20 protein-coding genes are annotated in these 20,140 nt (G+C 71.7%); 12 read left to right on the forward strand and 8 right to left on the reverse strand.

From position 1 onward, the window contains the following. Positions 1-9: 9 nt before the first annotated feature. Positions 10-495: a hypothetical protein gene (locus tag OJ997_RS08980; protein WP_270024734.1), complete on the forward strand. Its 486-nt coding sequence runs from the start codon at positions 10-12 to the stop codon at positions 493-495. Here OJ997_RS08980 and OJ997_RS08985 read toward each other — a convergent pair whose 3' ends face one another. Both OJ997_RS08985 and OJ997_RS08990 read right to left on the reverse strand, forming a co-directional pair. Further along, a complete protein-coding gene (locus tag OJ997_RS08985; RefSeq protein WP_270024735.1) occupies positions 496-1,281 on the reverse strand; it encodes a hypothetical protein in 786 nt (261 codons plus the stop codon). It abuts the gene before it with no gap. Beyond that, positions 1,278-1,808 carry an RNA polymerase sigma factor gene (locus tag OJ997_RS08990; protein ID WP_270024736.1) on the reverse strand — a complete coding sequence of 177 codons (531 nt, stop codon included), beginning with the start codon at positions 1,806-1,808 and terminating at the stop codon, positions 1,278-1,280. Before OJ997_RS08990 ends, OJ997_RS08985 begins: the two co-directional genes overlap by 4 nt. Positions 1,809-1,941: 133 nt before the next feature. Here OJ997_RS08990 and OJ997_RS08995 point away from each other — a divergent pair, with 133 nt between their 5' ends. Further along, positions 1,942-2,292, forward strand: coding sequence for a response regulator (locus tag OJ997_RS08995; RefSeq protein WP_270024737.1), 351 nt, complete (start codon positions 1,942-1,944; stop codon positions 2,290-2,292). Continuing rightward, positions 2,292-2,888, forward strand: a complete 597-nt coding sequence (locus OJ997_RS09000) for a 3-keto-disaccharide hydrolase (protein ID WP_270024738.1) — start codon at positions 2,292-2,294, stop codon at positions 2,886-2,888. The genes OJ997_RS08995 and OJ997_RS09000 overlap by 1 nt, the downstream gene beginning before the upstream one ends. A gap of 423 nt (positions 2,889-3,311) precedes the next feature. Here OJ997_RS09000 and OJ997_RS09005 read toward each other — a convergent pair whose 3' ends face one another. Beyond that, positions 3,312-5,009 (reverse strand): exonuclease domain-containing protein, encoded by a 1,698-nt coding sequence (locus OJ997_RS09005; protein WP_270024739.1) that lies wholly within the window; start codon positions 5,007-5,009, stop codon positions 3,312-3,314. Positions 5,010-5,086: 77 nt separating this feature from the next. On the opposite strand from OJ997_RS09005, the gene OJ997_RS09010 reads away from it, so the two are divergent. From OJ997_RS09010 to OJ997_RS09025, 4 genes are read left to right on the forward strand one after another with little or no spacing between them, the layout of a single operon-like run. Next, a complete protein-coding gene (locus OJ997_RS09010) occupies positions 5,087-5,503 on the forward strand; it encodes a putative periplasmic lipoprotein (RefSeq protein ID WP_270024740.1) in 417 nt (138 codons plus the stop codon). 5 nt (positions 5,504-5,508) lie between these two features. Next, a complete protein-coding gene (locus OJ997_RS09015) occupies positions 5,509-6,438 on the forward strand; it encodes a magnesium transporter CorA family protein (RefSeq protein WP_270024741.1) in 930 nt (309 codons plus the stop codon). Positions 6,439-6,457: 19 nt separating this feature from the next. Further along, complete coding sequence (ccrA, locus tag OJ997_RS09020) at positions 6,458-7,705, forward strand: crotonyl-CoA carboxylase/reductase (RefSeq protein WP_270024743.1); 1,248 nt, start codon at positions 6,458-6,460, stop codon at positions 7,703-7,705. A 1-nt stretch (position 7,706) separates the two neighbouring features. Then, entirely contained in the window at positions 7,707-8,078 is a 372-nt protein-coding gene (locus OJ997_RS09025) for an antibiotic biosynthesis monooxygenase (protein WP_270024744.1), read from the forward strand. On the opposite strand, the gene OJ997_RS09030 is transcribed toward OJ997_RS09025, so the two are convergent. Next, positions 8,075-8,902: an MBL fold metallo-hydrolase gene (locus OJ997_RS09030; RefSeq protein WP_270024745.1), complete on the reverse strand. Its 828-nt coding sequence runs from the start codon at positions 8,900-8,902 to the stop codon at positions 8,075-8,077. The genes OJ997_RS09025 and OJ997_RS09030 overlap by 4 nt on opposite strands. 108 nt (positions 8,903-9,010) lie before the next feature. Here OJ997_RS09030 and OJ997_RS09035 point away from each other — a divergent pair, with 108 nt between their 5' ends. Both OJ997_RS09035 and OJ997_RS09040 read left to right on the forward strand, forming a co-directional pair. Then, a complete protein-coding gene (locus OJ997_RS09035; protein WP_270024746.1) occupies positions 9,011-12,613 on the forward strand; it encodes a beta strand repeat-containing protein in 3,603 nt (1,200 codons plus the stop codon). 73 nt (positions 12,614-12,686) lie between these two features. Continuing rightward, positions 12,687-14,216 (forward strand): S8 family serine peptidase, encoded by a 1,530-nt coding sequence (locus OJ997_RS09040; protein WP_270024747.1) that lies wholly within the window; start codon positions 12,687-12,689, stop codon positions 14,214-14,216. Here the strand turns inward: OJ997_RS09040 and OJ997_RS09045 are convergent. Genes OJ997_RS09045 through OJ997_RS09060 form a run of 4 tightly spaced genes read right to left on the reverse strand, consistent with a single transcriptional unit; the run spans position 14,197 to position 16,708 of the window. Continuing rightward, on the reverse strand, positions 14,197-14,865 hold the full coding sequence (locus tag OJ997_RS09045) for a response regulator transcription factor (RefSeq protein ID WP_270024748.1): 669 nt from the start codon (positions 14,863-14,865) through the stop codon (positions 14,197-14,199). The two genes, OJ997_RS09040 and OJ997_RS09045, sit on opposite strands and share 20 nt — an antisense overlap. Continuing rightward, on the reverse strand, positions 14,865-15,590 hold the full coding sequence (locus OJ997_RS09050) for a hypothetical protein (RefSeq protein ID WP_270024749.1): 726 nt from the start codon (positions 15,588-15,590) through the stop codon (positions 14,865-14,867). Before OJ997_RS09050 ends, OJ997_RS09045 begins: the two co-directional genes overlap by 1 nt. Continuing rightward, positions 15,587-16,156: a signal peptidase I gene (locus tag OJ997_RS09055; RefSeq protein WP_270024750.1), complete on the reverse strand. Its 570-nt coding sequence runs from the start codon at positions 16,154-16,156 to the stop codon at positions 15,587-15,589. Before OJ997_RS09055 ends, OJ997_RS09050 begins: the two co-directional genes overlap by 4 nt. Before the next feature lie 12 nt (positions 16,157-16,168). After that, a complete protein-coding gene (locus OJ997_RS09060; protein WP_270024751.1) occupies positions 16,169-16,708 on the reverse strand; it encodes a hypothetical protein in 540 nt (179 codons plus the stop codon). Between the two features lie 184 nt (positions 16,709-16,892). On the opposite strand from OJ997_RS09060, the gene OJ997_RS09065 reads away from it, so the two are divergent. From OJ997_RS09065 to OJ997_RS09075, 3 genes are read left to right on the forward strand one after another with little or no spacing between them, the layout of a single operon-like run. Next, positions 16,893-17,531 (forward strand): response regulator, encoded by a 639-nt coding sequence (locus OJ997_RS09065; RefSeq protein WP_270024752.1) that lies wholly within the window; start codon positions 16,893-16,895, stop codon positions 17,529-17,531. Between the two features lie 25 nt (positions 17,532-17,556). Then, positions 17,557-18,042 (forward strand): hypothetical protein, encoded by a 486-nt coding sequence (locus tag OJ997_RS09070; RefSeq protein WP_270024753.1) that lies wholly within the window; start codon positions 17,557-17,559, stop codon positions 18,040-18,042. Between the two features lie 43 nt (positions 18,043-18,085). Further along, positions 18,086-20,044: an ethylmalonyl-CoA mutase gene (locus OJ997_RS09075; protein WP_270024754.1), complete on the forward strand. Its 1,959-nt coding sequence runs from the start codon at positions 18,086-18,088 to the stop codon at positions 20,042-20,044. Positions 20,045-20,140: the final 96 nt, after the last annotated feature.

Genomic DNA, 20,140 nt, shown 5'->3' on the forward strand with positions numbered 1-20,140 from the left:
AGCCGCCCGATGGCCGCTCACGTGATCGTGCTCGCCAACCGCACCGCCGCGGCGCCTGAGCTGATTGAGGCGCTGGCCCACCGCGCCGAGCGTGGGTCGATCGTGGTGACGCTCGTGATGCCGGCGGGAGGCCCCGGAACGGCGGAGCGCGAGGTCGCCCGGGAACGGCTCGAAGGCGCGCTGATGGCCTGGCGCAACGCGGGGATCACGCAGTGCGACGGGATGGTCTGCGACCCGCACCCGCTCGAGGCCCTGTCAGAGGTGTGGGACCCGATGCGCCACGACGAGGTGGTCGTGGCGACGCTGCCGGGCCAGTCGTCGAAGTGGATCCGCTCCGATCTCCCGCACGCGGTCGCGCGCTACACCGGCGTGTCCGTCCTGCACGTGGTCGCGCACGATCCGGAGGACCACGTGGAGACGACGCCCGCCCCGGCGCACGAGCGGGCCCCGCTCGGGCCGCTCAGCGTGCTGGCGTGGGGCGGGCGCCACTCGTAGCTACCGCCAGACGTACCTCGTCTCCGGCGTCTTGTCGAACTTCAGGAGCTGCTCGGTCTGCTCGTTGAGCGGGAGGCGCTCGTAGAGCACGACCGTGAACTGCGGGCCGCGAAAGCGCTTGCCGTCCGGCCGCTTGAGGCTGATGTGGCCCGAGACCGGCGCGAACGTGTCCGGGTCCATGTAGTAGACGAACCGCTGCCGCTCGGAGTCCTGCACGAGCCGGCGCACCCGCTTGCCGTCGACGGTGACGACGCCGTCGTCACGCACGCCGCCCTTGCCGAGCTGCTCGCGCAGGTCGGTCGCCGGGTCCCCGCCGAGCAGGCCGGGCCCGAACGTCCGCGGGTGCTGGTCGGCGCGCCAGATCGTCACGACGTCGCGGCGCTGGTCGTAGAAGCGCACCCGGTCGTTGGAGAACGCGGTCTCGAACTGCGTGGGCCGGAGCCGGCCCTTGCCCGGGACGGCGAGCGCCTCGGTGCGGGTCCGCCAGCGCTTCGGGTCGGCCGCGTACCACTGCTCGACGGGCGGCAGGCTCCCGCCGCGACCGAAGCCCATCTGGACTTTCATGTGGACGATCTCGCCGTCGGGGGCCAGCGCCGCGCGAGCGGCGGCGATCGCGTCGACGCTCCCACCGCCGCCGGGGAGCAGCGTCAACGCGAGGGCGAGCGCGGCGCCCACGGGGATCACGGGCGTGAGCCGCAGCGCGAGCCGTCGGCGGCGGCGGGAGCGGGTCTTCGCCGCGCGGGTCAGGTCGCGGCCGAAGTCGTCCATGAAGGTGTCGAGGTTCATGTGAGGGTCGCCTCCCGGATGGCGATCGGGTCGAGGAAGTCGGCGAGGGCGGCCAGCCCGCGCGAGACGCGCGCACGGGCCGCGGGTTCGGAGATCCGCAGCGAGCGGGCGACGTCCGCGTAGGGCAGCTCGTCGACGATCCGCAGCTGCACGGCGTCTCTGATCGGCTCGGAGAGGGCGCTGAGCGCTTCGGCGAGGTCTTTGCGCAGGTCGGCGAGCGCAGCTCGCTCCTCCACCTCGCGCAGCAGCGCGTCGCTCGCGGGCGGGCGTTCGAGGCCGAGCTTGCTAAGCGCCCGCTGCTCGGCGTGGCCGCGGCGGTAGTAGAGCGCCAGCTGGCGCTTGGCGATCCCGTACAGCCAGCCCGCGGCCTCCGCGTCCGTCTTGCCGTGGTAGCGCCGGCTGGAGGCGACGGCCTGCGCGAACGTCTCCGCCCACAGGTCGAGCGCGACCTCCGTGTCCGCCGTGCGGCGCACCAGGAACACGAGCAACGCGTCCCGGTGGCGCTGATAGAGAGCGTCAACGTCCATCGGCCCCTCAGTTGCACCAGCCAGTGCGAGTGTGACACTGGCGGTACTCCCACGTGCTTGGTGCGGCTGCCCGCTCCGGCGACACGGGCTACCGCGCTTTTGAGCACCGCCCTTCCGGGGGATAGTTATCGCAATGCCACAGACCGTCCTCATCGTCGACGACCACGCCGGGTTCCGCACCGCGGCGCGAGCGCTGCTCGAGGCGGACGGCTACCGCGTAGTCGGCGAGAGCGCCACCGGCGGCGAGGGTCTCGCCGCCGCCGAGCGCCTCCGGCCCGATGTCGTCCTCCTCGACATCGGCCTTCCGGACGTGGACGGCATCGAAGTCACGCGCCGCCTCGCACAACGCGGCGGTCCGATGGTCGTCCTGACCTCCAGCCGTGACGCCTCCGACTACCCGCCGCACTTCGACCACTGCGGCGCCCGCGGCTTCGTCCCCAAGGCCGAGCTCTCCGGCTCGGCACTGGCGGCCATCGCGGCCTAGTGCTCGTCGAGGCCGCGGTCGCCCTGGCCTGCGCGGGAGCCCCGCGCGAGCCCGACCGTGGCTACCGGATGGCCTTCGACGGCACCGCGCAGTCGCTCCGCCGCTGGCAGCAGGCGGGCCCGGGGTCGTTCGAGTTGACCTCCAAGTGCCGGCTGCGATCGCGCGGCGGGATGGGGTTGCTCTGGTGGGATCGGAAGCTGCGGCGGCCGTACACCGTGCGGGCGACCTGGCGGATGGTCGGTGACTCGAACTCGGGCGTGTTCATCGGGTTCCCGCGAGCGGGCGATGATCCGCAGGTCGCGATTACGCGCGGGTATGAGGTGCAGATCGACAGGACGGACGTGCCTGAGAACACGACGGGTGCTCTGTACGGGGTGCAGGCGCCTGAGGTCGCGCGGCGGGACCGTGCGTTGCGGGACGGGTGGAACACGTTCGACATCACGGTCGGGCGGCGCGTGGTGGTGCGCTTGAACGGCGTGGTCGTCAACACGCTCGTCGCTCCGGACCCCGCTCGTGTGGGCGGTGGCTATTTCGGGCTGCAGAACCACGGTGATTCGGACGTCGTGGAGTACCGCGACGTGCAGATCCGGACCTAGTAAGTGGTGGTGCGGGGCGGGTACACCAGCCACCGAGGGGGAAGGGAGCTGCAGCGCCGCCCGCGCTGGCTTCGGTGGGCGCTCGCTCGGGCTCCGCGCGGTGTTCCCTCGTGCCCGCGTGCCGGGATACCGTCAAGTTACGGGCACCGGAGAAGCCGAGGAGCGGTTGTGGTTGCTTTCGTCCGCTCCACGTCCGGTCGACCAAGGTCGCGCAGGACCGCGCTCCGAACAAAGGGGGTGTGGTCACAAACTCCCGCATAGCGGGAGTTTCGGGACACACCCCCTCCCCACGCCCGTTCGTCGACCGGAAACCGGTCACGACGAGCCCGGGCGGGGCGGCCGAGGGACGATCTTCGATGACCGTAACTTGACGGTAGGCCTGCACGGCGCTTCTTCCCCGCCACGCGGAGCTCGGAGCCGCTCCTACCCCGCCACGGGAGCGAAACTCCGCTCCCCTTCCCCTCGGTGCAGAACGACCCCGTGCGCACCCAAGAACCGACTGAGCTGAGCTCCACCGACGCGCGGCCCGAGCTCCAACATCGGCGGCGAGTTCAACGCCACCCACGCCCCCACGAGCCGTGCCTCACTCACCGCATCGGCGGACAGCCACCCCCCGAGCCGCCCCACGGGCGGCGCCGCCTTGAACGCCCGAGCCGACCGCTCGACCAGCGACGCCCCGTCCACCGCGCCCCAGTCCACCACGCGGCCCCCGGCAACCCAGATCGCATCCGCCCGCCCGGCGGACGAAGGATGCGGCGCCAACACGAGCCGCGCACCAGTGTGGATGGCGCGCAAGACACCGCCGAGCCGAGCCAACAGCGCCTCCAAACGAGAGCGCCGCCGCGAGAGCCACTCCGCCCGCTCGTACCGCTGCGCGGCCGACGCCTCGCGGATCTGCTCGTCCACCCGCCCCAGCAGCGCCTCGCCGCCGCTGCGGCCCACGAACAGCCGCAGCGCCGCGTCCAGCCGCTCGCGGTACACGTTCGGATCGAGGTCGTTCAGGCACGGCGACAGGCACCGCCCCATCTGCCCGTAGGCCGAGGGGTGTGCGCGGGCCGGCATCGACCGTCCGCAGTGGCGCAGGCCGAACAGCGAGTTCAGCTGCTCGACCAGCTCCGCGGCCGCGGCCCGGCCGCGTACCGGGCCGACGCACACCGCGTGCCCCACGGCCGGCTCACGCGCCACCTCCAAAATGGGAAACGGGATGTCCAGGCGGCAGCGGATGTAGACGTAGCCGTCGGGCTCGCCCTTGCCGCGCACGTTCCCCGGCGGCTTCAGGGCCTTGATCAGCCGGTCCTCCAACAGCAGGGCGCCGAGCTCGGACTCGGTCACCGTGTGGTCCACGTGCTCGGCCTGCGCCGTCCAGGCCGCGCCGGACGTGAAGTGCGACCGCGCGCGCACCCGCAGGTCGACCGACTTGCCGACGTACAGCGGCCGGCCGTCGGCGTCGCGGAACACGTACACGCCCGGCTCGTGCGGCAACCCCGCGAGATGGGGCCGCTCGCCGCGCGGCCGGCGCGGCACGGACGCCGGCCGCTTGCGCACCTTCTTGGCGCCGAGGACCGTGAGCGCGTCGCCGATCGTCGGCGCGTTCGCGCACAGCCGGCCGAACAGCGCGCAGAACACCTGCGCGCACGTCCGTGCGTCCGGCAGCGCGCGGTGGACCTCGTCGACCTCGATCCCCAGGGCTCGTGCCAGCGTCGCGAGCCCGCGGCGCTCCTGCAGCGGCGCGAACCGTCGCGCCATCTGGACCGTGCAGATCACCGGCGGGTCGGGCCATTCCAGCGCGGCGCGCGCGAACGCCTGGCGCAGCACACGCACGTCGAAGCGCGAGTTGTGGGCGACGAGCACCCGCCCGCGCAGCATGGTCGCCAGCCGCGGCAGCACGTCCTCGGGCGCGGGCGCGGCGTTGACCATGTCCTGCGAGATCCCCGTCAACCGCTGGATGTAGCGGCCGAGCGGCTGGGCGACGCCGACGAGCGAGTCCCACTCCTCGTGCAGCTCGCCGCCGCCCACCAACACGGCGCCGATCTCCGTCAGCTCGCACTTCTCCCCGCTCAGGCCGTTCGTCTCGGTGTCGACGGCGACGAACTCAGCGGTGGCGAGCGGCAGGTCCAACATGGGCCGGACAGCATCCGACACGGGTCGGACGGTGCAATGACGCTTGCGCCCGCGGCTCACGGTAACGTCCCGAATCCATGCGCCGAGCCGTCAGCCTTGCGACCGTCACGGTCCTCCTCGCGGGGTGCGGTGGAAGCGACCGGCGCGTGAACGAGCCGCGGCCCGCGCCGCTGGTGAACATGACCGCCGCCGTCCAGGACGGCGTTATCCGCGTCTCGCCGCGCACGGTCGGCGCCGGGCAGATCGTCCTGATCGTCTCCAACCAGTCCGATCGCCCGCAACGCGTGACGTTCGCGACCGACGAGCTCGGCGGCACACGCGGCGGCCGCACCGCCAGCACGCCGATCATCCCGGCCAAGGCCACCGGCCGGTTGACGATCGACGCCCGCGAGGGCCGCTACTCGGTGAGCGTCAGGGACGACGGCATCCGCGCCGCGCGCGTGTTCGTCGGCCCGCCGCGCCCGTCGGGCCAGAACCGCGTGCTGCTTCCCTAGACCGGGTGCACGTCCTCACCAGCGTCGACGAGTCCCTCATCGCGCGACTACGCGCAGAGGATCACTTCTTCTGGATCGATCTCTCGATGCCCAGCCGCGAGGAGATCGAGCAGCTCGGCCAGGCGCTCGACCTGCACCCGGTCGCGCTCGAGGACACGATCGAGTTCGGGCAGCGGCCGAAGGTCGATCCCTACGACAGCCAGCTCCTGCTCGTCTTCTACACCGCCCGCGTGCCCGCGGAGCCGCTCGAGGTCCACCTGTACATCTCCGGCGGCTTCATCGCGACGATCCGCCACGACAACTGCGATGCGCTCGACGAGCTCCACGACGACCTCGCCAAGGCGCCGACGCACGACGAGGAAGCGCTCGTCTACCGGATTCTCGACGAGCTCACCGACGCGTTCTTCCCGGTCATCGACGCGCTGGAGCAGACGATCGACCAGCTCGAGGCCGAAGTGCTGGTGCGCCCGCGCAAGGAGCACCTGGAGCGCTCCTACCGCCTCAAGCAGGACGTCCGCAACCTGCACCGGCTCGCCGTCGCCCAGCGCGACCAGTTCCACAGCGCGCACGACGCGATCCTCACGCTCCCGGGCTTCGCTACCAGCTCCAAGCCCTACCTGCGCGACGTCGGCGACCACCTGACGCAGATCTCGGGCGAGTTCCTGCGCCAGACCGAGGACCTGATCTCGCTCACGCAGACCTACTACAACGCGAACGCCGACCGCCTGAACGCCGTCGCCTCGCGCCTCACCGTGGGCGGCACGATCTTCGTGCTGTGGACGGTCGTCACCGGCTTCTTCGGCCAGAACTTCGGTTGGTTGGTGGACAGCATCGACAGCCGCGAGAAGTTCCTGTTCTTCGGGATCGGTGCACTCGTGCTCCCGACGGTGATCCTGCTCACACTGTTCTGGGTCAAGCGCCGCGACTGGTTCTGATCCGCACTAGGGTTTCGACATGTCCGTCGATACCTCCAAGATCGCCACGATCGACGTCGAGCCGGGCGAGCTCCCCAATACGATGGCGGCGTGGGTCATCCGCGCCGAGCGCGAGGGCGAGCCGACCGAGGCCTTCCAGCTGGAGGAGATGGAGGTACCGGAGCCGGCCGCGTTCGAGGTGATCGTGCGGGTGATGGCCGCGGGCGTGAACTTCAACAACGTCTGGGCGGCGCTGGGCAAGCCGATCTCGGTCTTCCGGTACCGCACCGAGGATCACCACATCGGCGGCTCGGACGCGTCCGGGATCGTGTGGAAGGTCGGCGAGGGCGTCACGCGCTGGAAGCCGGGCGACGAGGTCGTCGTGCACTGCAACCAGGCCTCCTACGAGGACCCGGAGGTGCACGGGCTGGACCCGCTCGCCGCGCCGAGCCAGCAGATCTGGGGCTACGAGACCACGTGGGGCTCGTTCGCCCAGTTCTGCAAGGTGCAGGCCCAGCAGCTGCTGCCCAAGCCCGCGAACCTCACGTGGGAGGAGGCGTCCTCCTACGGCCTGACGTTCTTCACCGCGTACCGCATGCTCGTCGACCAGGCGCGCCTGCAGGAAGGGCACCGCGTGCTCATCTGGGGCGGCGCCGGCGGCCTCGGCGTGTTCGCCCACCAGCTCTGCAAGCTCTCCGGCGCGGACGCGGTCGGCGTCGTCTCCAGCCCCGAGAAGGGTGAGCTGGTCAAGCAGCTCGGCGCGGTCGACTACATCGACCGCAACGAGTTCAAGGGCATGATGCGCACCGGCGACGAGGACTACGACGCCGAGAAGGCGCGCTTCAAGGAGTCACGGCGCTTCGGCAAGGCCGTCGCCGAGAAGCTCGGCGGCGAGCCCGACATCGTCTTCGAGCACGTCGGGCGCGCCACGTTCCCGACCAGCGTGCTCGTCGCGAAGCCGTTCGGCACGATCGTGATCTGCGGCGCGACCTCCGGCCACACGCTCGATTTCGACGTCCGCTACCTGTGGATGCGCCAGAAGAAGATCATCGGCTCGCACTTCGCGAACGCCTGGGAATGCCACCGCGCGAACGAGCTGATCGAGGCGGGGAAGGTCCGTCCCGTACTCTGGAGGACGCTCGGCTTCGACCAAGTCGCCGAGGCACATCAGCTCATGTACCAGAACCAGCATCTCGGAAAGATCGCGATCCTCGTGGGCGCGGCGTCCGAGGGGCTCGGAAAGACAGCGGACGGCCCCGGAGCGATCCGGGCGGAGGTTGGAGCCTGAGATGGCACTCGGAGTAGCGCAGATCCCGTGGTACGCGACCCTGTTCCGGGGCGACAAGTTCGCAGATGCGGTGGCGAAGGTCGCGCCGACCGCGATGCGCTACGGCGCGCTGGACTACATCGTCTACCGCAACCGGGACGACCAGTACAAGTTCAACCACTCCACGACCTTCGAGTCCAAGGCGGACTTCGAGGCGTGGTGGTACGGCCCGGAGATGACGGCCTTCAAGACCGCCCACTCGGGCTGGTACCAGGTGCCGGTCCTCTACACGTTCGCCGACATCATCGCCTCGGGCTCACGTGAGCACGGCGAGGAGATCGCCGCCGGCAGCGCGGGCACGACCAGTGCCGACATGCACGGCGACGTCGTCTAGCTGAACTTCTTCCGCCAGCGGGCCAGCCCCATGTGGAGCTGGTCCAACGGCGTGGCCTGCAGCATCGAGTCCGCGTCCTCGCCGCAGCCGGCGCGGACGCGCTCGTCCATCGCCGCGACGAAACCCGCCTCGTCCGTCGTAGCCTCAAGCTCGACCTGAGCGTCAAGGGCCACCAGCACGCGGTCCAGCTGCTCCGGTGGCGCCTCGCCGAAGTGCGTGAGGCCCAGCGCGACGGGATCCCACGCGCGCACGAGGGCGACCGACGCCTTCCACGCCTCCACGTCGATGTCGGGCGGCGGTGTCGGCGCGACGGTGAACTCGTGCGGCGGGATCCGTGCGCCGCCGACGTCACCCACGAACGCCCAGCGCGACGGCTCGTGGAAGTAGCAGACGTGGTGTGAGGCGTGGCCGGGCGTGTACTCGACGCGGAACGCGCCCTCGACGCCGGTCTCGCCGCCCTTGAGCACCCGCAGGTTCGCCTCGGGGATCGGGACCATCTCGCCCCACAGCGCGCGCAGTCCCGCGTCGCCGCCGTAGAGGCGGCCGGCGGAGGCCATCAGCCGCGACGGGTCCACCATGTGCGGCGCGCCGCGCTCGTGCACGTAGACCGGCAGGTCGGGCCAGCGCCGCACGAGCGCGCCGCTCACGCCCGCGTGGTCGAAGTGGATGTGGGTGAGCAGCAGCGCGCGCGGGCGCTCGCCGCCCAGCGCCGCCAGCACCGTCTCCTCCGTCACGCCGGGTCCGGGGTCGATCAGCACCCCGTCGACCTCCCAGCAGCAGATGACCTTCTCCCGCCCTTGATGGCGTACATCGATGGCCCGCATGCCCGTGACCCTACCCACGATTGGTCCGATCGGAGGAACCAGCACCCGTCCTCAAGTTGGCCTCATGGTCTGATCAACGATTGGTCAAGAAACGCCGACTCCATGATCGTGAAGATTCGCCGTTTCGTCCCCATCCTGATCGCGGTCGCGGCCCTCCTGAGCGGAGCCACCCCCGCTCGGGCCGCTACCACCACCACGGTCCCGGCGGCGACCGACGCACGTTCCTTCGCCACCTCCGCCGGCGGCTGGACGAGCGCCGTCACGTTCGGCAACACCTGCGTCGGCATCCTCTGCCCGACCGGCACCGCCGACTACGTCGCGTCCGGCGGCACCGGCGGCGCGAGCGACGGCTACCTGCGCACGCAGGTGACGAGCGGCATCACCGTCGCCAACGACACGCGCGTCACCTGGTCCTCCCCCAGCTTCGTCGCCCCGAAGGTCGACTCGGCGACGCTGTCGGTCGCCGTCCGCTCCTCGCTGATGGCGCTGTACTCGCTGCGCGGCGACGCCGAGCTGAGCATGATCATCACGGACGTCGCCACGCCCGCGAGCTCCACCGTCGTCTCCACGACGACGCTCGCCAACTCGACCTCGTTCTCCACGGTCAGCGCCGACGTGCCGGCCGGCACCTTCACCGCCGGCCGCACGTACCGGATCGACCTGCGGGTCCGCATCACCGCCGGCGTCGCGACCATCATCCAGAACGGCACCGTCGGCCTCGACGACGTCTCGCTCAAGCTCACGACGCTCCAGAACCCGACCAACCTGTCGGGCACCGTCTCCACCAGCAACGGCGTGACCGTGAGCGGCTCGGTCAACACGAACGGCCTGCCGACCGCCGTCGTGGTCCAGTACGGCGCCACGTCCTCGTACGGCACCAACTCGAACTCGGTCGTGCTGCGCTCCGGCGGCGTCGAGAGCTACACGATCCCGCTGAGCGGCCTGACCGTCGGCCAGACCTACCACTTCCGCGCGTACGCCATCAACGCCGACGGCACGCTCGGCACCGCCGACGGCACGTTCGTGGCGCCCGCGACGCCGATGAACGCGCCGCCCACCGTCAACGGCTCCGGCTCCTCGCAGATCCGCACCGTCGTCTACGACCGCGTCCCGGGCACGACCGGCGTCACGATCGAGGTCCTCGACGCGCAGGGCGCCGTGGTCGGGACGTTCCCGGACGGCGACCTCGACGGCACGCGCGCCATCACGCTGCCCGACGCCGACGGCTTCTACGGCGTCCGCATCGTGCGCGACTCAGCCGGCGGCCACTCCACGAGCGCCACGATCGCCGTCGGCCTGGACCGCACGCCGCCGGCCACCACCAACCTCAACTTCAAGGTCCTCCCGGTCGTCTCCAAGGACGTCGTCCGCACCGCCACCTTCAACGTGCCCGAGGACGTCGTCTCCGCCGAGGCCCAGGTGCTCGACGCCAATGGCAACGCCGTCGGCGGCCTGCAGCAGGCCACGGGCGGCCGCGCGTCGGTCCAGCTCGGCTCCAGCGACGGCACCTACCGCGTGCGGCTGACGATCCGCGACGCCTTCGGCAACACCGCCTCCGTCCTCAGCGACGCGCTGACGCTCGACCAGACCGCGCCCACCGCCGGCGGCGCACCGACCGTCACCGGCGCGCTCAACCAGCGCGCCCGCAGCGTGCACTTCACGCGTGACGGCTCGGCCGTGACCGCCGCGGTCGAGGTCGTCGACGGCAACGGCGACATCGTCGCCACGGCCACCGCGTCCAGCGGCGGCGACGCGTCGATCACGCTCCCGGATCTCGACGGCACCTACTACGTGCGCGCCCGCCAGACCGACGTGGTCGGCAATGCCTCGCTCACGGCGCCGACGGCCACGACGTTGGACCGCACCCCGCCGACCGCCGGCATCGCGCCGACCGTCGCGGGCGCGATGAACGACCGCAACCGCACCGTCTCCTTCACCCGCAACCCGGGCGTCGTGACCGCGACCATCGAGATCCTCAAGAGCGGCGCGCTCGTCGACTCCGTTCCGGTCCCGTCGGGCGCGACCGCCCCGATCACGCTGCCGAACGCCGACGACACGTACGCCGTGCGCGTGCGGGTCGCGGACGTGGCCGGCAACGAGGCGCTGACGCCGACGACGCAGGTCGTGCTCGACCGCACCGCTCCCTCCCATGGCGCCGCGCCGGTCGTCAACGGCGCGCTGAACTCCTACGCCCGCCTCGTGCGCTTCGTGCGTGACGGCAACACCGCGACCGCGACGGTGAAGGTCAAGAACGCCGCGGGGACCGTCGTCGTGACGCAGGTCGTGCCGGGCACCGACAACCAGGTGCAGGTCACGCTCCCCAGCGTCGATGGCGTCTACCGCGTGACCGTGACCCAGGATGACGGCGCCGGCACGGTCGTGACCTCGCCCGAGCGCGAGATCGAGCTCGACACGACGCCCCCGAACGCCGGCCCCGCGCCGACGGTCGCGGGCGCGATGAACACCCGCGCGCGCACCGTCTCGTTCACCCGCGCGATCGACGCCGGCTACGCCGCGGTCGAGATCCTCGACCAGGCCGGGAACACGCTCGGGTCGACGCTCGCCGTCGGACCCAGCGCCGCGATCACGCTCCCGGACGTCGACGGCGACTACCGCGTGCGCGTCCGCCAGCTCGACGCCGCCGGCAACGGCGCCGTGACGGCGACCACGACCGTGGTCCTCGACCGCCAGCCCCCGCAGGCCGGCGGCGCGCCGACGGTCACCGGTCCGCGCAACGTGCGGGCCCGCCACGTCGTCTTCACCCGCGCCGCGGACGCCGCGTTCGCGCGGATCGAGCTCTTCGAGGAGGACGGCGACTGGGCGGCCAACTTCGACGTCGCCAACGGCGACGAGGCCACGATCACGCTGCCCGACATGGACTCCGACTACGAGGTCCACGTCCGCCAGACGGACCTCGCCGGCAACTCCGCCACGTCCGCGAACACCCGCGTGACGCTGCTGCGTGGCACGGGCACCGACGGTGACGGCAACGACACCAGCGGCACGGGCGGCGACGAGTCCGACGACGACTCCACGACCGGGACCGGCACGGACGGCGGCGGCGGAACGGGCACCGGCACGGGCGGCGGCGACGCCGGCCCGACGTCGGTCTCCGAGCCCAAGGCCACCGACCCGGGCGCGTTCGGCTCGCTGCTCACCGACTGCTACGGCGGCAACCTGGCGCTGACCGACGTGCGCCCGACCGGCAAGACCGTCTCGATCAGCGGCCTGACCGCGTTCGCCCCGGGCACCCCGATCACGATCCGGGACGCCAAGAACCGCGTCGTCGCCACCGCGACCGCCGGTGCGACCGGGCGCTTCGCGACGACCGCCGCGCTGCCCGCCGCGAGCGCGCGCAAGTCCACCCGCTACACCGCGGTCGCCGGCTCGACGAGCTCGAAGGCGATGAAGCTCAGCCGCGCGACCGTGATCGACGCGGTCAGCGTGACGGGCACCTTCGCGCAGCTCGACGGCACGCTCACCGGCGTCAAGAAGGGCAAGAAGGTCAAGGTCAAGGTCCGCGGTGGACGGGGCGCCGGCGCCTGCCGCGGGGGCGGCAAGGCACTTAAGTTGGACGGACGGCTGAAGCTCAACAAGCGGACTGGCGCGTTCACACTCGCCGTCAAGCTGCCGTCCGGAAGTGCCCCGATCGCGCTCCGCGTCGTGGTTTCCGGCGGGTTGAAGAGCGCGAGCACGTTCGTCGTGCGCTAGTTCCTCCCGTCCTCTCACCGAACGGGGGTCCGGACTAACGACCGTTAGGCCGATCAACCTAACCATGGGTAGGTTGATCGCGATTTTCACGTTGGCGCTGGCGCTGCTCCCCGCGAGCAGCGCCCATGCGGCGGACACGGTCCCGGGCCAGGTGCTCGTGCGCTACGAGGGGGCTTCCACCCCGACCGTGGTGCGCGTGGCGGATGCCGAGCAGGCGATCGCGGCGTTCGAGCGGTCCGCTCGCGTGGCCTACGCGGAGCCGGTCTACCGGACGCAGGCGACGGCGACGCCGCCGAACCCGAGCTTCGGTGAGCAGTGGCACCTGCGCGACTCGACCCAGCTCACGCGCGCCTGGAACCTGGCCGGCGCCGGCGCGCCGTCGGTGCTCGTCGCCAACGTCGACTCGGGCGTGAACTTCGCCCATCCGGCCCTCGCCGGCGCGCCGCTGTGGACGAACGGCGCCGAGGACCCCGGCAACGGCGTCGACGACGACGGCAACGGCTGCGTCGACGACATCCACGGCTGCGACTTCGTCGAGGGCGACGGCGACCCGACCGACCGCAACGGCCACGGCACGGCCACGGCCGGCATCATCTCCGCCGCCTGGAGCGGGACCGTCAAGTACGCGGGCATCGCCCCGAGCTCCTCCCTGATCGTGGCCCGCGCGCTCGACGCCGACGGCTACGGCACCACTGCGGGCCTCGCCGCCGCGCTGGACTACGTCGCCGACCGCGGCGCCCGCGTGATCAACATCTCGATCACGGGCCCGGCCTCGCAGGCCGTCACCGACGTGATCCGCTCACACCCGGACGCGCTGTTCGTCGCCGCCGCGGGCAACGCGGGCGCCGACGACGACGCGGGCGGCAACGCCTACCCGTGCGCCGATCCCGCCCCGAACGTCCTCTGCGTCGGCGCCGTCGACCAGGCCGGCGCGCTCGCCGCCTTCTCCAACTACGGCGCCGGCAGCGTCGACCTCGCCGCCCCCGGCGTGCGGATCGCGACGCTCAACCTCAACGGCTACTCCAACGGCTGGTCGGGCACGAGCATCGCCGCCCCGATCGTCGCCGGCGCCGCCGCCCTCGGCTTCGCCGCCGACCACGGCGCGACCGTGGCACGCGTGAAGGCCGCGCTGCTCAACACCGCCACGCCGGCCGCCTCGCTCGCGGGCAAGACCGTCAGCGGCGGGCGCCTGAACGCCTACGCCGCGCTCGCCGCGCTGACCGGGCGCAGCGACAACGCCGACGCCCCGACCGGTTCCGCCGGCGATGGCGAGACCGCCGTGCCGACCGCGCCCACGCCCACGACCGCCTCCACGACGGCCGTCGCCCCGACGCCGGCGGGCACGCTGAAGGTCGCGACGACCGCCAAGAAGAAGGGCTCGAAGGCGATCGTGGTCAAGCTCAGCTGCAGCGGCAAGGCCGGCTGCAACGGCAAGCTCGCGGCCGTCGGCAACAAGCGCTCGATCAGCTACAACCTCAACGCGGGCACCAAGACGAGCGTCACGGTGCCGGTCACGCTCAAGAAGAAGAGCAAGTCGGTCGCGCTGGTCACGACGGTCCGCGGCGCCTCGCTGCGCCTCGTCGTCAAGCTGGCGAAGCGCTGAAGATGTAGCCCACGCCGCGCACCGACTCCACCGGGAGCTCGGGCAGCTTGCGGCGCAGGTAGCGGACGTAGGTCTTGACCTGGTCCTTGGTGCCGACGGCGTCGCGCCACACGAGGCGCAGCAGATCCGAGTGCGTGAGCACCTCGCCCGGCTGGCGGACGAGCGTGGCGAGCAGCCGGAACTCCGTCGCGGTCAGCTCCACGGCGCTGCCGTCGGCGAGGGTGACGGCGCGGGCGGCGAAGTCCACGCGCACGTAGCCGTCCTCGTAGGCCGCCGCGCGCGTCTCGGTGCGGGTGCGGCGCAGCAGCGCGGCGCAGCGCGCGAGGAACTCCGGGGTGGAGAACGGCTTGACCTGGTAGTCGTCGGCGCCGGACTGCAGGCCGCGGACCTTCTCCAGCTCGTCGTTGGTGGCGCTGAGGATCATCACCGGCACGTCGCTGACGTCGCGCAGGCGCTCGAGCGTCTCCCAGCCGCCGAGCAGCGGCAGGCCGAGGTCGAGCACGACCAGGTCGGCGGCCGCGGCGTGGAACGCGTCGAGCGCGGCGAGCCCGTCGCCGGCGGTGCGGACGTCATGCCCGGCGCGCTCGAGCAGGAGCTTGAGCGCCATCGAGTACTCGGGCGCGTCCTCGACCACGAGGATGTCGGCCATCAGGTCACCTTCTCGGTCGCGAGCGAGGTGGCGACGTTCTTGCCGCCCAGGCCGAGCACGCCGGTGGCCGTCACCCGCAGGCGCAGGCGCTTGCCTCGGTCCGCGGCGACGGGCGTGTACCAGATGCCGGTGGCGCCGGCGATGTCCGCGCAGCTCGCGCCGACGTCGTCACAGCGCAGCCACTGGCGCGAGCCGATGCCGAGCAGGCTCAGCCACTGGCCGTCGTTCGCGGTCAGCAGCTGGCCGACCGCGAGCGTGCCGCTGATGGCCGGCAGCGGGCTCGCGACCAGGGCGAGCGTGGGCGCGCCGCCGATGATCGCGTTCGTGGGCGTGGTCGCCTCCGACAGCACCGCCGGACCGGGCATCGCGCCGTTCTTGGGCGTGACGCGGACGCGGATCGTCTTGGTGATGTCCGCGAGCGCGAGCAGCTGCGTGGCCGACGTGCCGATCGCGGTGCAGTTCGCGCCCGCGCTGTCGCAGCGCAGCCACTCGTACGTGGCGGAGGTCGCGGCGGGGCTGTAGGTGCCGAGATCGACCTTCAGCGTCTGGCCGTCCTGTGCGACGCCGACGATCGTCGGGATCGTGACGGTGAGGGGCGGGAACTCGAGCGCGGCGGTCAATGTGCCGGTCGCGGTCGTGTTGGCCGTCCAGGCCGCGGTCGCGCTCGCGGCGCCGGCGAGGAAGCCGACGACGGTCGCGAACAGGATCGTGCGGCGGCGGCTCATCGGTACTCGCGGGCGGGGACGAACCCGGACAGGCGCGGGAGCTTGGGCTCGGTCTTCGGGACCCGGCGCCAGATCCGCATCACGATGCCGATCGAGCTCGCGACCGAGATCAGCAGGATCAGGAGGCTGCGCAGCTTCGGGTCGTTGATCGGGCGCGTCACGCGGCCGGCGTCCGGGACGTGGAAGGCGAGCGTGCCGATCTGCCCGCTCGGCTGGATCGCCCAGTGCTCGGACGCGTGGCTGGCGTCGCCCCGGGTCTCGAACTGGAGCAGCCCGGCCTTGGACTCGATCTTGCGCACGCGGTGGGTGAGCGTGCGGCCGGGGTGCGAGGGGTGGGCGAAGGTGACGATGTCGCCCGGCGCGACGGCCGCGGCGGGCACGTGCTTGACCAGCAGCAGGTCGCCGGGCATCAGCCGCGGCGACATCGACTCGGTCTGCTCGACCAGCGGGACGACGTGCGTGACGCGCGCGACCAGCAGGCCGCCGAGAACGATGAAGAGCACCGCCGTCCCGACCCAGGACGCGAAGGACCAGAGCCGGCGGAGGTGGACGGCGGTGCGCTTCATCAGCTTGGGGAACTAGGAAGTCGCGGTCCAGGTGAGGCCGAGATCGGCGGTCTTGCCCTGCAGGGCAGCCGCGGCGTTGGCCGCGAACGAGACCTTCACGCGGAAGCTCTTGGTCACGCCCGGAGCCCACGTGCTGCTGTCCACCAGCGGGCTGCCCACGGAGGGCAGCGCGGAGAACAGGCCGTCGACGATGCCGGCGTCGACCTCGCTGAAGCCCGTGCAGGAGCCGCTCGTGCCGCCGACGGCGTCGGTGCCGCGGTCGATCTTCACGCTCAGCGCGGAGACGAGCTGGCCCGTGCCGGTGCCGGAGAGGCCGACGTTGGTGAGCGGCACGTCACCGGCGTTGGTGACGTTGATGCACTTGGTGGTGCTGAAGCCGGGAAGCAGGCCGGTGAGCGCGAAGAGCGAGGTGGAGCCCGTGTCGCTGTTGGTCAGCTTGACCGTGCCGGCCTTGAGCGTGGACGCCTGGGCCGAAGTGGTGTCGGTCCACGACGAGTACGTGCCGTAGGCGCCGACGGACATGATGCCGCCGACCGCCACGGCCGAAAGCATGAGGCGTAGGGAGAGCAGCTTGATCATGGTTTGGGGATCGGCCCGCGCCGCCGGCGGGTCGATGGCCCTGCCGGAGAGAGTTGCGGGGGATCCCCGGTTCCCCCGATCGGGGGAACCTCACGGAACCGGTTCGAAGCTGATAGTGGTTTTGAAGATTCAACTGATGTGTATGTAATGGTTGAGCATGAGGGATCCATTGCGCGTCCTCATCGCGGACGACCATCCGCTGTTCCTGTTCGCCATCGCGCACAGCGTGAACGCGCGGCAGGAGCTGGAGCTCATCGGTCAGGCCCGCACGGGGCGTGAGGCGATCGCCGCCGCGCTGGACATGCGCCCCGATCTCGCGGTCCTTGACGTCGAGATGCCCGACCTCGACGGCCTGGACGTGCTGAACGCGATCAACCGCGAAGGCCTGGCATGCCGCGTGCTGTTCGTCTCCGGCAGCCTGGACCCGACAAAGTCCTACAACCTGATCGAGGCCGGCGCGGCGGGCGTCCTGGAGAAGGACGCGATGCCCGAGCAGATCGGTGACGCGCTGATCCGCATCTCCCAGGGCGAGACGGTCCTCGCGCCGTCCGTGCAGGCGGCGCTCATGCGCGAGGTGCGCGACCGGCGCGAACGCACGCAGACCGTGCTCTCCCCGCGCGAGGCCGAGGTGCTCAAGTTCCTCGCCGACGGGCTCTCCGCGCCGCAGATCGCCGCGCAGCTCCATCTGTCGCCGTCGACGATCAAGACGCACCTGCAGCGGCTCTACGAGCGGCTCGAGGTGAGTGATCGGGCGGCCGCGGTGGCCGAGGGCATGCGCCGCGGATTGATCGAATAGTGGAGATTCAGGGCACTAGGGCGTCATGCGCCTCCTGCCCTCCTGTGTCCGGATCGTCGCGGTGCTGGTCGTCGGTTGCGGTGGCGAGGACCCTGCGCCGTCGGCCGGTGCGGCGCCCGCCGCCGCGACCGCGTCCGCCTCGGCCACGCCCACCCCGTCGCCGACCACCACGGCGACGAGTGACCGCGTCGAGATCATGCAGCTCGCCACGGATTACTGGAAGGCTGTCGCCGACGACGACTCCAAGGCCGCGTGCGAGCTGCTCACGCCGTCCGAGCAGAAGCACTTCGAGCGCAAGTTCGGTTCGTGCCCGAAGGCGTTCAACTTCACCGCGGCCCAGCGCAAGGGCACCGGCGACTGGCGCGCCGGCGTGGTCACGCTCGACGGCGACCGCGCGCGGATCTCCACCGTCGGCGACTCGGGTGGCGAGGAAGGCCCGGACCTGCTCGCCGTGCGCGAGGACGGCAAGTGGGGGATCGTGCGCACGGTCGCGTACCGCCGCGCTGCGTGACGAAGCTCCCCCTCGCTGACTCGCGGGTCAATATCGTGGGTGCATGACGCATCGCCTCCCCGAGCGCGACCGGCCGTGGATGATGCGCACCTACGCGGGCCACTCCACGGCGGCCAGGTCCAATGAGCTGTACCGGCGCAACCTCGCCAAGGGGCAGACCGGGCTCTCCGTAGCGTTCGACCTGCCGACGCAGACCGGCTACGACGCCGACCACGAGCTCGCGCGCGGTGAGGTCGGCAAGGTCGGCGTGCCGATCTCGCACCGCGGGGACATGGCGGCGCTGATGGACGGCATCCCGCTCGGCGACATGAACACGTCGATGACGATCAACGCCACTGCCGCGTGGCTGTTCGCGCTGTACGTGGTCGCCGCCGAGGAGCAGGGCGTGGACGAGTCCGCCCTGTCCGGCACGACGCAGAACGACATCATCAAGGAGTACCTCTCGCGCGGGACATACGCGTTCCCGCCGGAGCCGTCGATGCGGCTGATCGCGGACATGGTCGCGTACGCGGTCGAGCACGTCCCGCGCTGGAACCCGGTCAACATCTGCTCGTACCACCTGCAGGAGGCGGGCGCGACGCCCGTGCAGGAGGTCGCCTTCGCGATGGCCACGGCGTGCGCGGTGCTGGACGCGGTGGCCGAGCGGGTGCCGGCTTCGCGCATGCCCGCGGTGTTCGGGCGGATCTCGTTCTTCGTCAACGCCGGCGTGCGGTTCGTCGAGGAGCACGCGAAGCTGCGCGCGATGTCCGTGCTCTGGGAGGAGCTGGGGCGGTCGCGCTACGGGGTGGATGATCAGAAGGCGCTGCGCTTCCGCTACGGCGTGCAGGTCAACTCGCTGGGGCTGACCGAGTCCCAGCCCGAGAACAACGTGCAGCGGATCGTGCTGGAGGCGCTCGCGGTGACCCTGGGGCGCAACGCCCGGGCGCGTGCGGTCCAGCTTCCCGCCTGGAACGAGGCGCTCGGGCTGCCGCGGCCGTGGGACCAGCAGTGGGCTTTGCGCATCCAGCAGGTGCTGGCGTTCGAGACCGACCTGCTCGAGTACCCCGACCTGTTCGAGGGCTCCGTCGTCATGGACGGGCTGGTGGGAGAGCTGCTGGACGGCGCGCGTGAGGAGCTCGCGCGCGTGGAAGAGCGTGGCGGCGCGGTCGAGGCCGTGCCGTACATGAAGGCCGCGCTGGTCGAGTCGCACCGGGCGCGGATCGCGCGCATCGAGTCGGGCGAGCAGGTGCTGGTGGGCGTGAACCGGTTCGTCGAGACCGAGCCCTCCCCCATGGTTGGCGAGGACGGCGGGATCCTCGTGGTCGATCCGGGTGTGGAGGCCGAGACGCGAGAAGCGCTGGCTTCGTGGCGAGCGGCGCGCGGCGACGTGACCGGTGCGCTGGACGAGCTGCGCCGCGTCGCCGCGAGCGACGAGAACATCCTGCCCGCCACGCTGGCCGCCGCCCGCGCGGGCGTGACCACGGGCGAGTGGGCGGGCGCGCTGCGCGAGGTCTTCGGGAGTTACCGCGCGCCGACCGGCGTGGGCGAGGCTGCTTCCCCCGCCGCCGACGAGGCGCTGCGCGACGAGGTCGCTCGAGTGTCCGAGGCTTTGGGACGCACGATCAAAATCCTCGTCGGCAAACCCGGCCTGGACGGCCACTCCAACGGCGCCGAGCAGATCGCGGTGCGCGCGCGGGACGCGGGCATGGACGTCGTCTACGAGGGCATCCGGCTGACCCCGGCCCAGATCGCCCGCTCCGCCGTCGACGAGGGCGTGCACGTGATCGGCCTCTCGATCCTGAGCGGCTCCCACCGCGAGCTGATCCCGGACGTGATCGCCGCGCTCGATGGCGCGGACATCCCGGTCGTCGTCGGCGGCATCATCCCCACCGCGGACATCCCGGAGCTCAAGGCGGCCGGCGTCGCCGCCGTGTTCACCCCGAAGGACTTCGAGCTCGACCGGATCATGCACGCGATCGTCGCGCTCGTGGCGGAGCGCAACGGCGTGGGGGCCGCCGCCTGAGGGCGGCCGGCAACGGCGCGGTGGGCCGCGACGGCACGCCGCGCGCGAGCGGCGGCACGACAGGAGGCGACGGCGCCGCGCTCGGGGCGCGGCTCG

It is taken from the genome of Solirubrobacter phytolaccae (assembly GCF_027587195.1).
Taxonomy (GTDB): Bacteria; Actinomycetota; Thermoleophilia; order Solirubrobacterales; family Solirubrobacteraceae; genus Solirubrobacter; species Solirubrobacter phytolaccae.

Bases quoted from the DNA above. Each gene is read 5' to 3' on its own strand.
- OJ997_RS08980 (WP_270024734.1), top strand. From the start codon at position 10: ATGGCCGCTCACGTGATCGTGCTCGCCAACCGCACCGCCGCGGCGCCT.
- OJ997_RS08985 (WP_270024735.1), bottom strand. From the start codon at position 1,281: ATGAACCTCGACACCTTCATGGACGACTTCGGCCGCGACCTGACCCGC.
- OJ997_RS08990 (WP_270024736.1), bottom strand. From the start codon at position 1,808: ATGGACGTTGACGCTCTCTATCAGCGCCACCGGGACGCGTTGCTCGTG.
- OJ997_RS08995 (WP_270024737.1), top strand. From the start codon at position 1,942: ATGCCACAGACCGTCCTCATCGTCGACGACCACGCCGGGTTCCGCACC.
- OJ997_RS09005 (WP_270024739.1), bottom strand. From the start codon at position 5,009: ATGTTGGACCTGCCGCTCGCCACCGCTGAGTTCGTCGCCGTCGACACC.
- OJ997_RS09010 (WP_270024740.1), top strand. From the start codon at position 5,087: ATGCGCCGAGCCGTCAGCCTTGCGACCGTCACGGTCCTCCTCGCGGGG.
- ccrA (WP_270024743.1), top strand. From the start codon at position 6,458: ATGTCCGTCGATACCTCCAAGATCGCCACGATCGACGTCGAGCCGGGC.
- OJ997_RS09025 (WP_270024744.1), top strand. From the start codon at position 7,707: ATGGCACTCGGAGTAGCGCAGATCCCGTGGTACGCGACCCTGTTCCGG.
- OJ997_RS09030 (WP_270024745.1), bottom strand. From the start codon at position 8,902: ATGCGGGCCATCGATGTACGCCATCAAGGGCGGGAGAAGGTCATCTGC.
- OJ997_RS09045 (WP_270024748.1), bottom strand. From the start codon at position 14,865: ATGGCCGACATCCTCGTGGTCGAGGACGCGCCCGAGTACTCGATGGCG.
- OJ997_RS09050 (WP_270024749.1), bottom strand. From the start codon at position 15,590: ATGAGCCGCCGCCGCACGATCCTGTTCGCGACCGTCGTCGGCTTCCTC.
- OJ997_RS09055 (WP_270024750.1), bottom strand. From the start codon at position 16,156: ATGAAGCGCACCGCCGTCCACCTCCGCCGGCTCTGGTCCTTCGCGTCC.
- OJ997_RS09060 (WP_270024751.1), bottom strand. From the start codon at position 16,708: ATGCTTTCGGCCGTGGCGGTCGGCGGCATCATGTCCGTCGGCGCCTAC.
- OJ997_RS09065 (WP_270024752.1), top strand. From the start codon at position 16,893: ATGAGGGATCCATTGCGCGTCCTCATCGCGGACGACCATCCGCTGTTC.
- OJ997_RS09070 (WP_270024753.1), top strand. From the start codon at position 17,557: ATGCGCCTCCTGCCCTCCTGTGTCCGGATCGTCGCGGTGCTGGTCGTC.
- OJ997_RS09075 (WP_270024754.1), top strand. From the start codon at position 18,086: ATGACGCATCGCCTCCCCGAGCGCGACCGGCCGTGGATGATGCGCACC.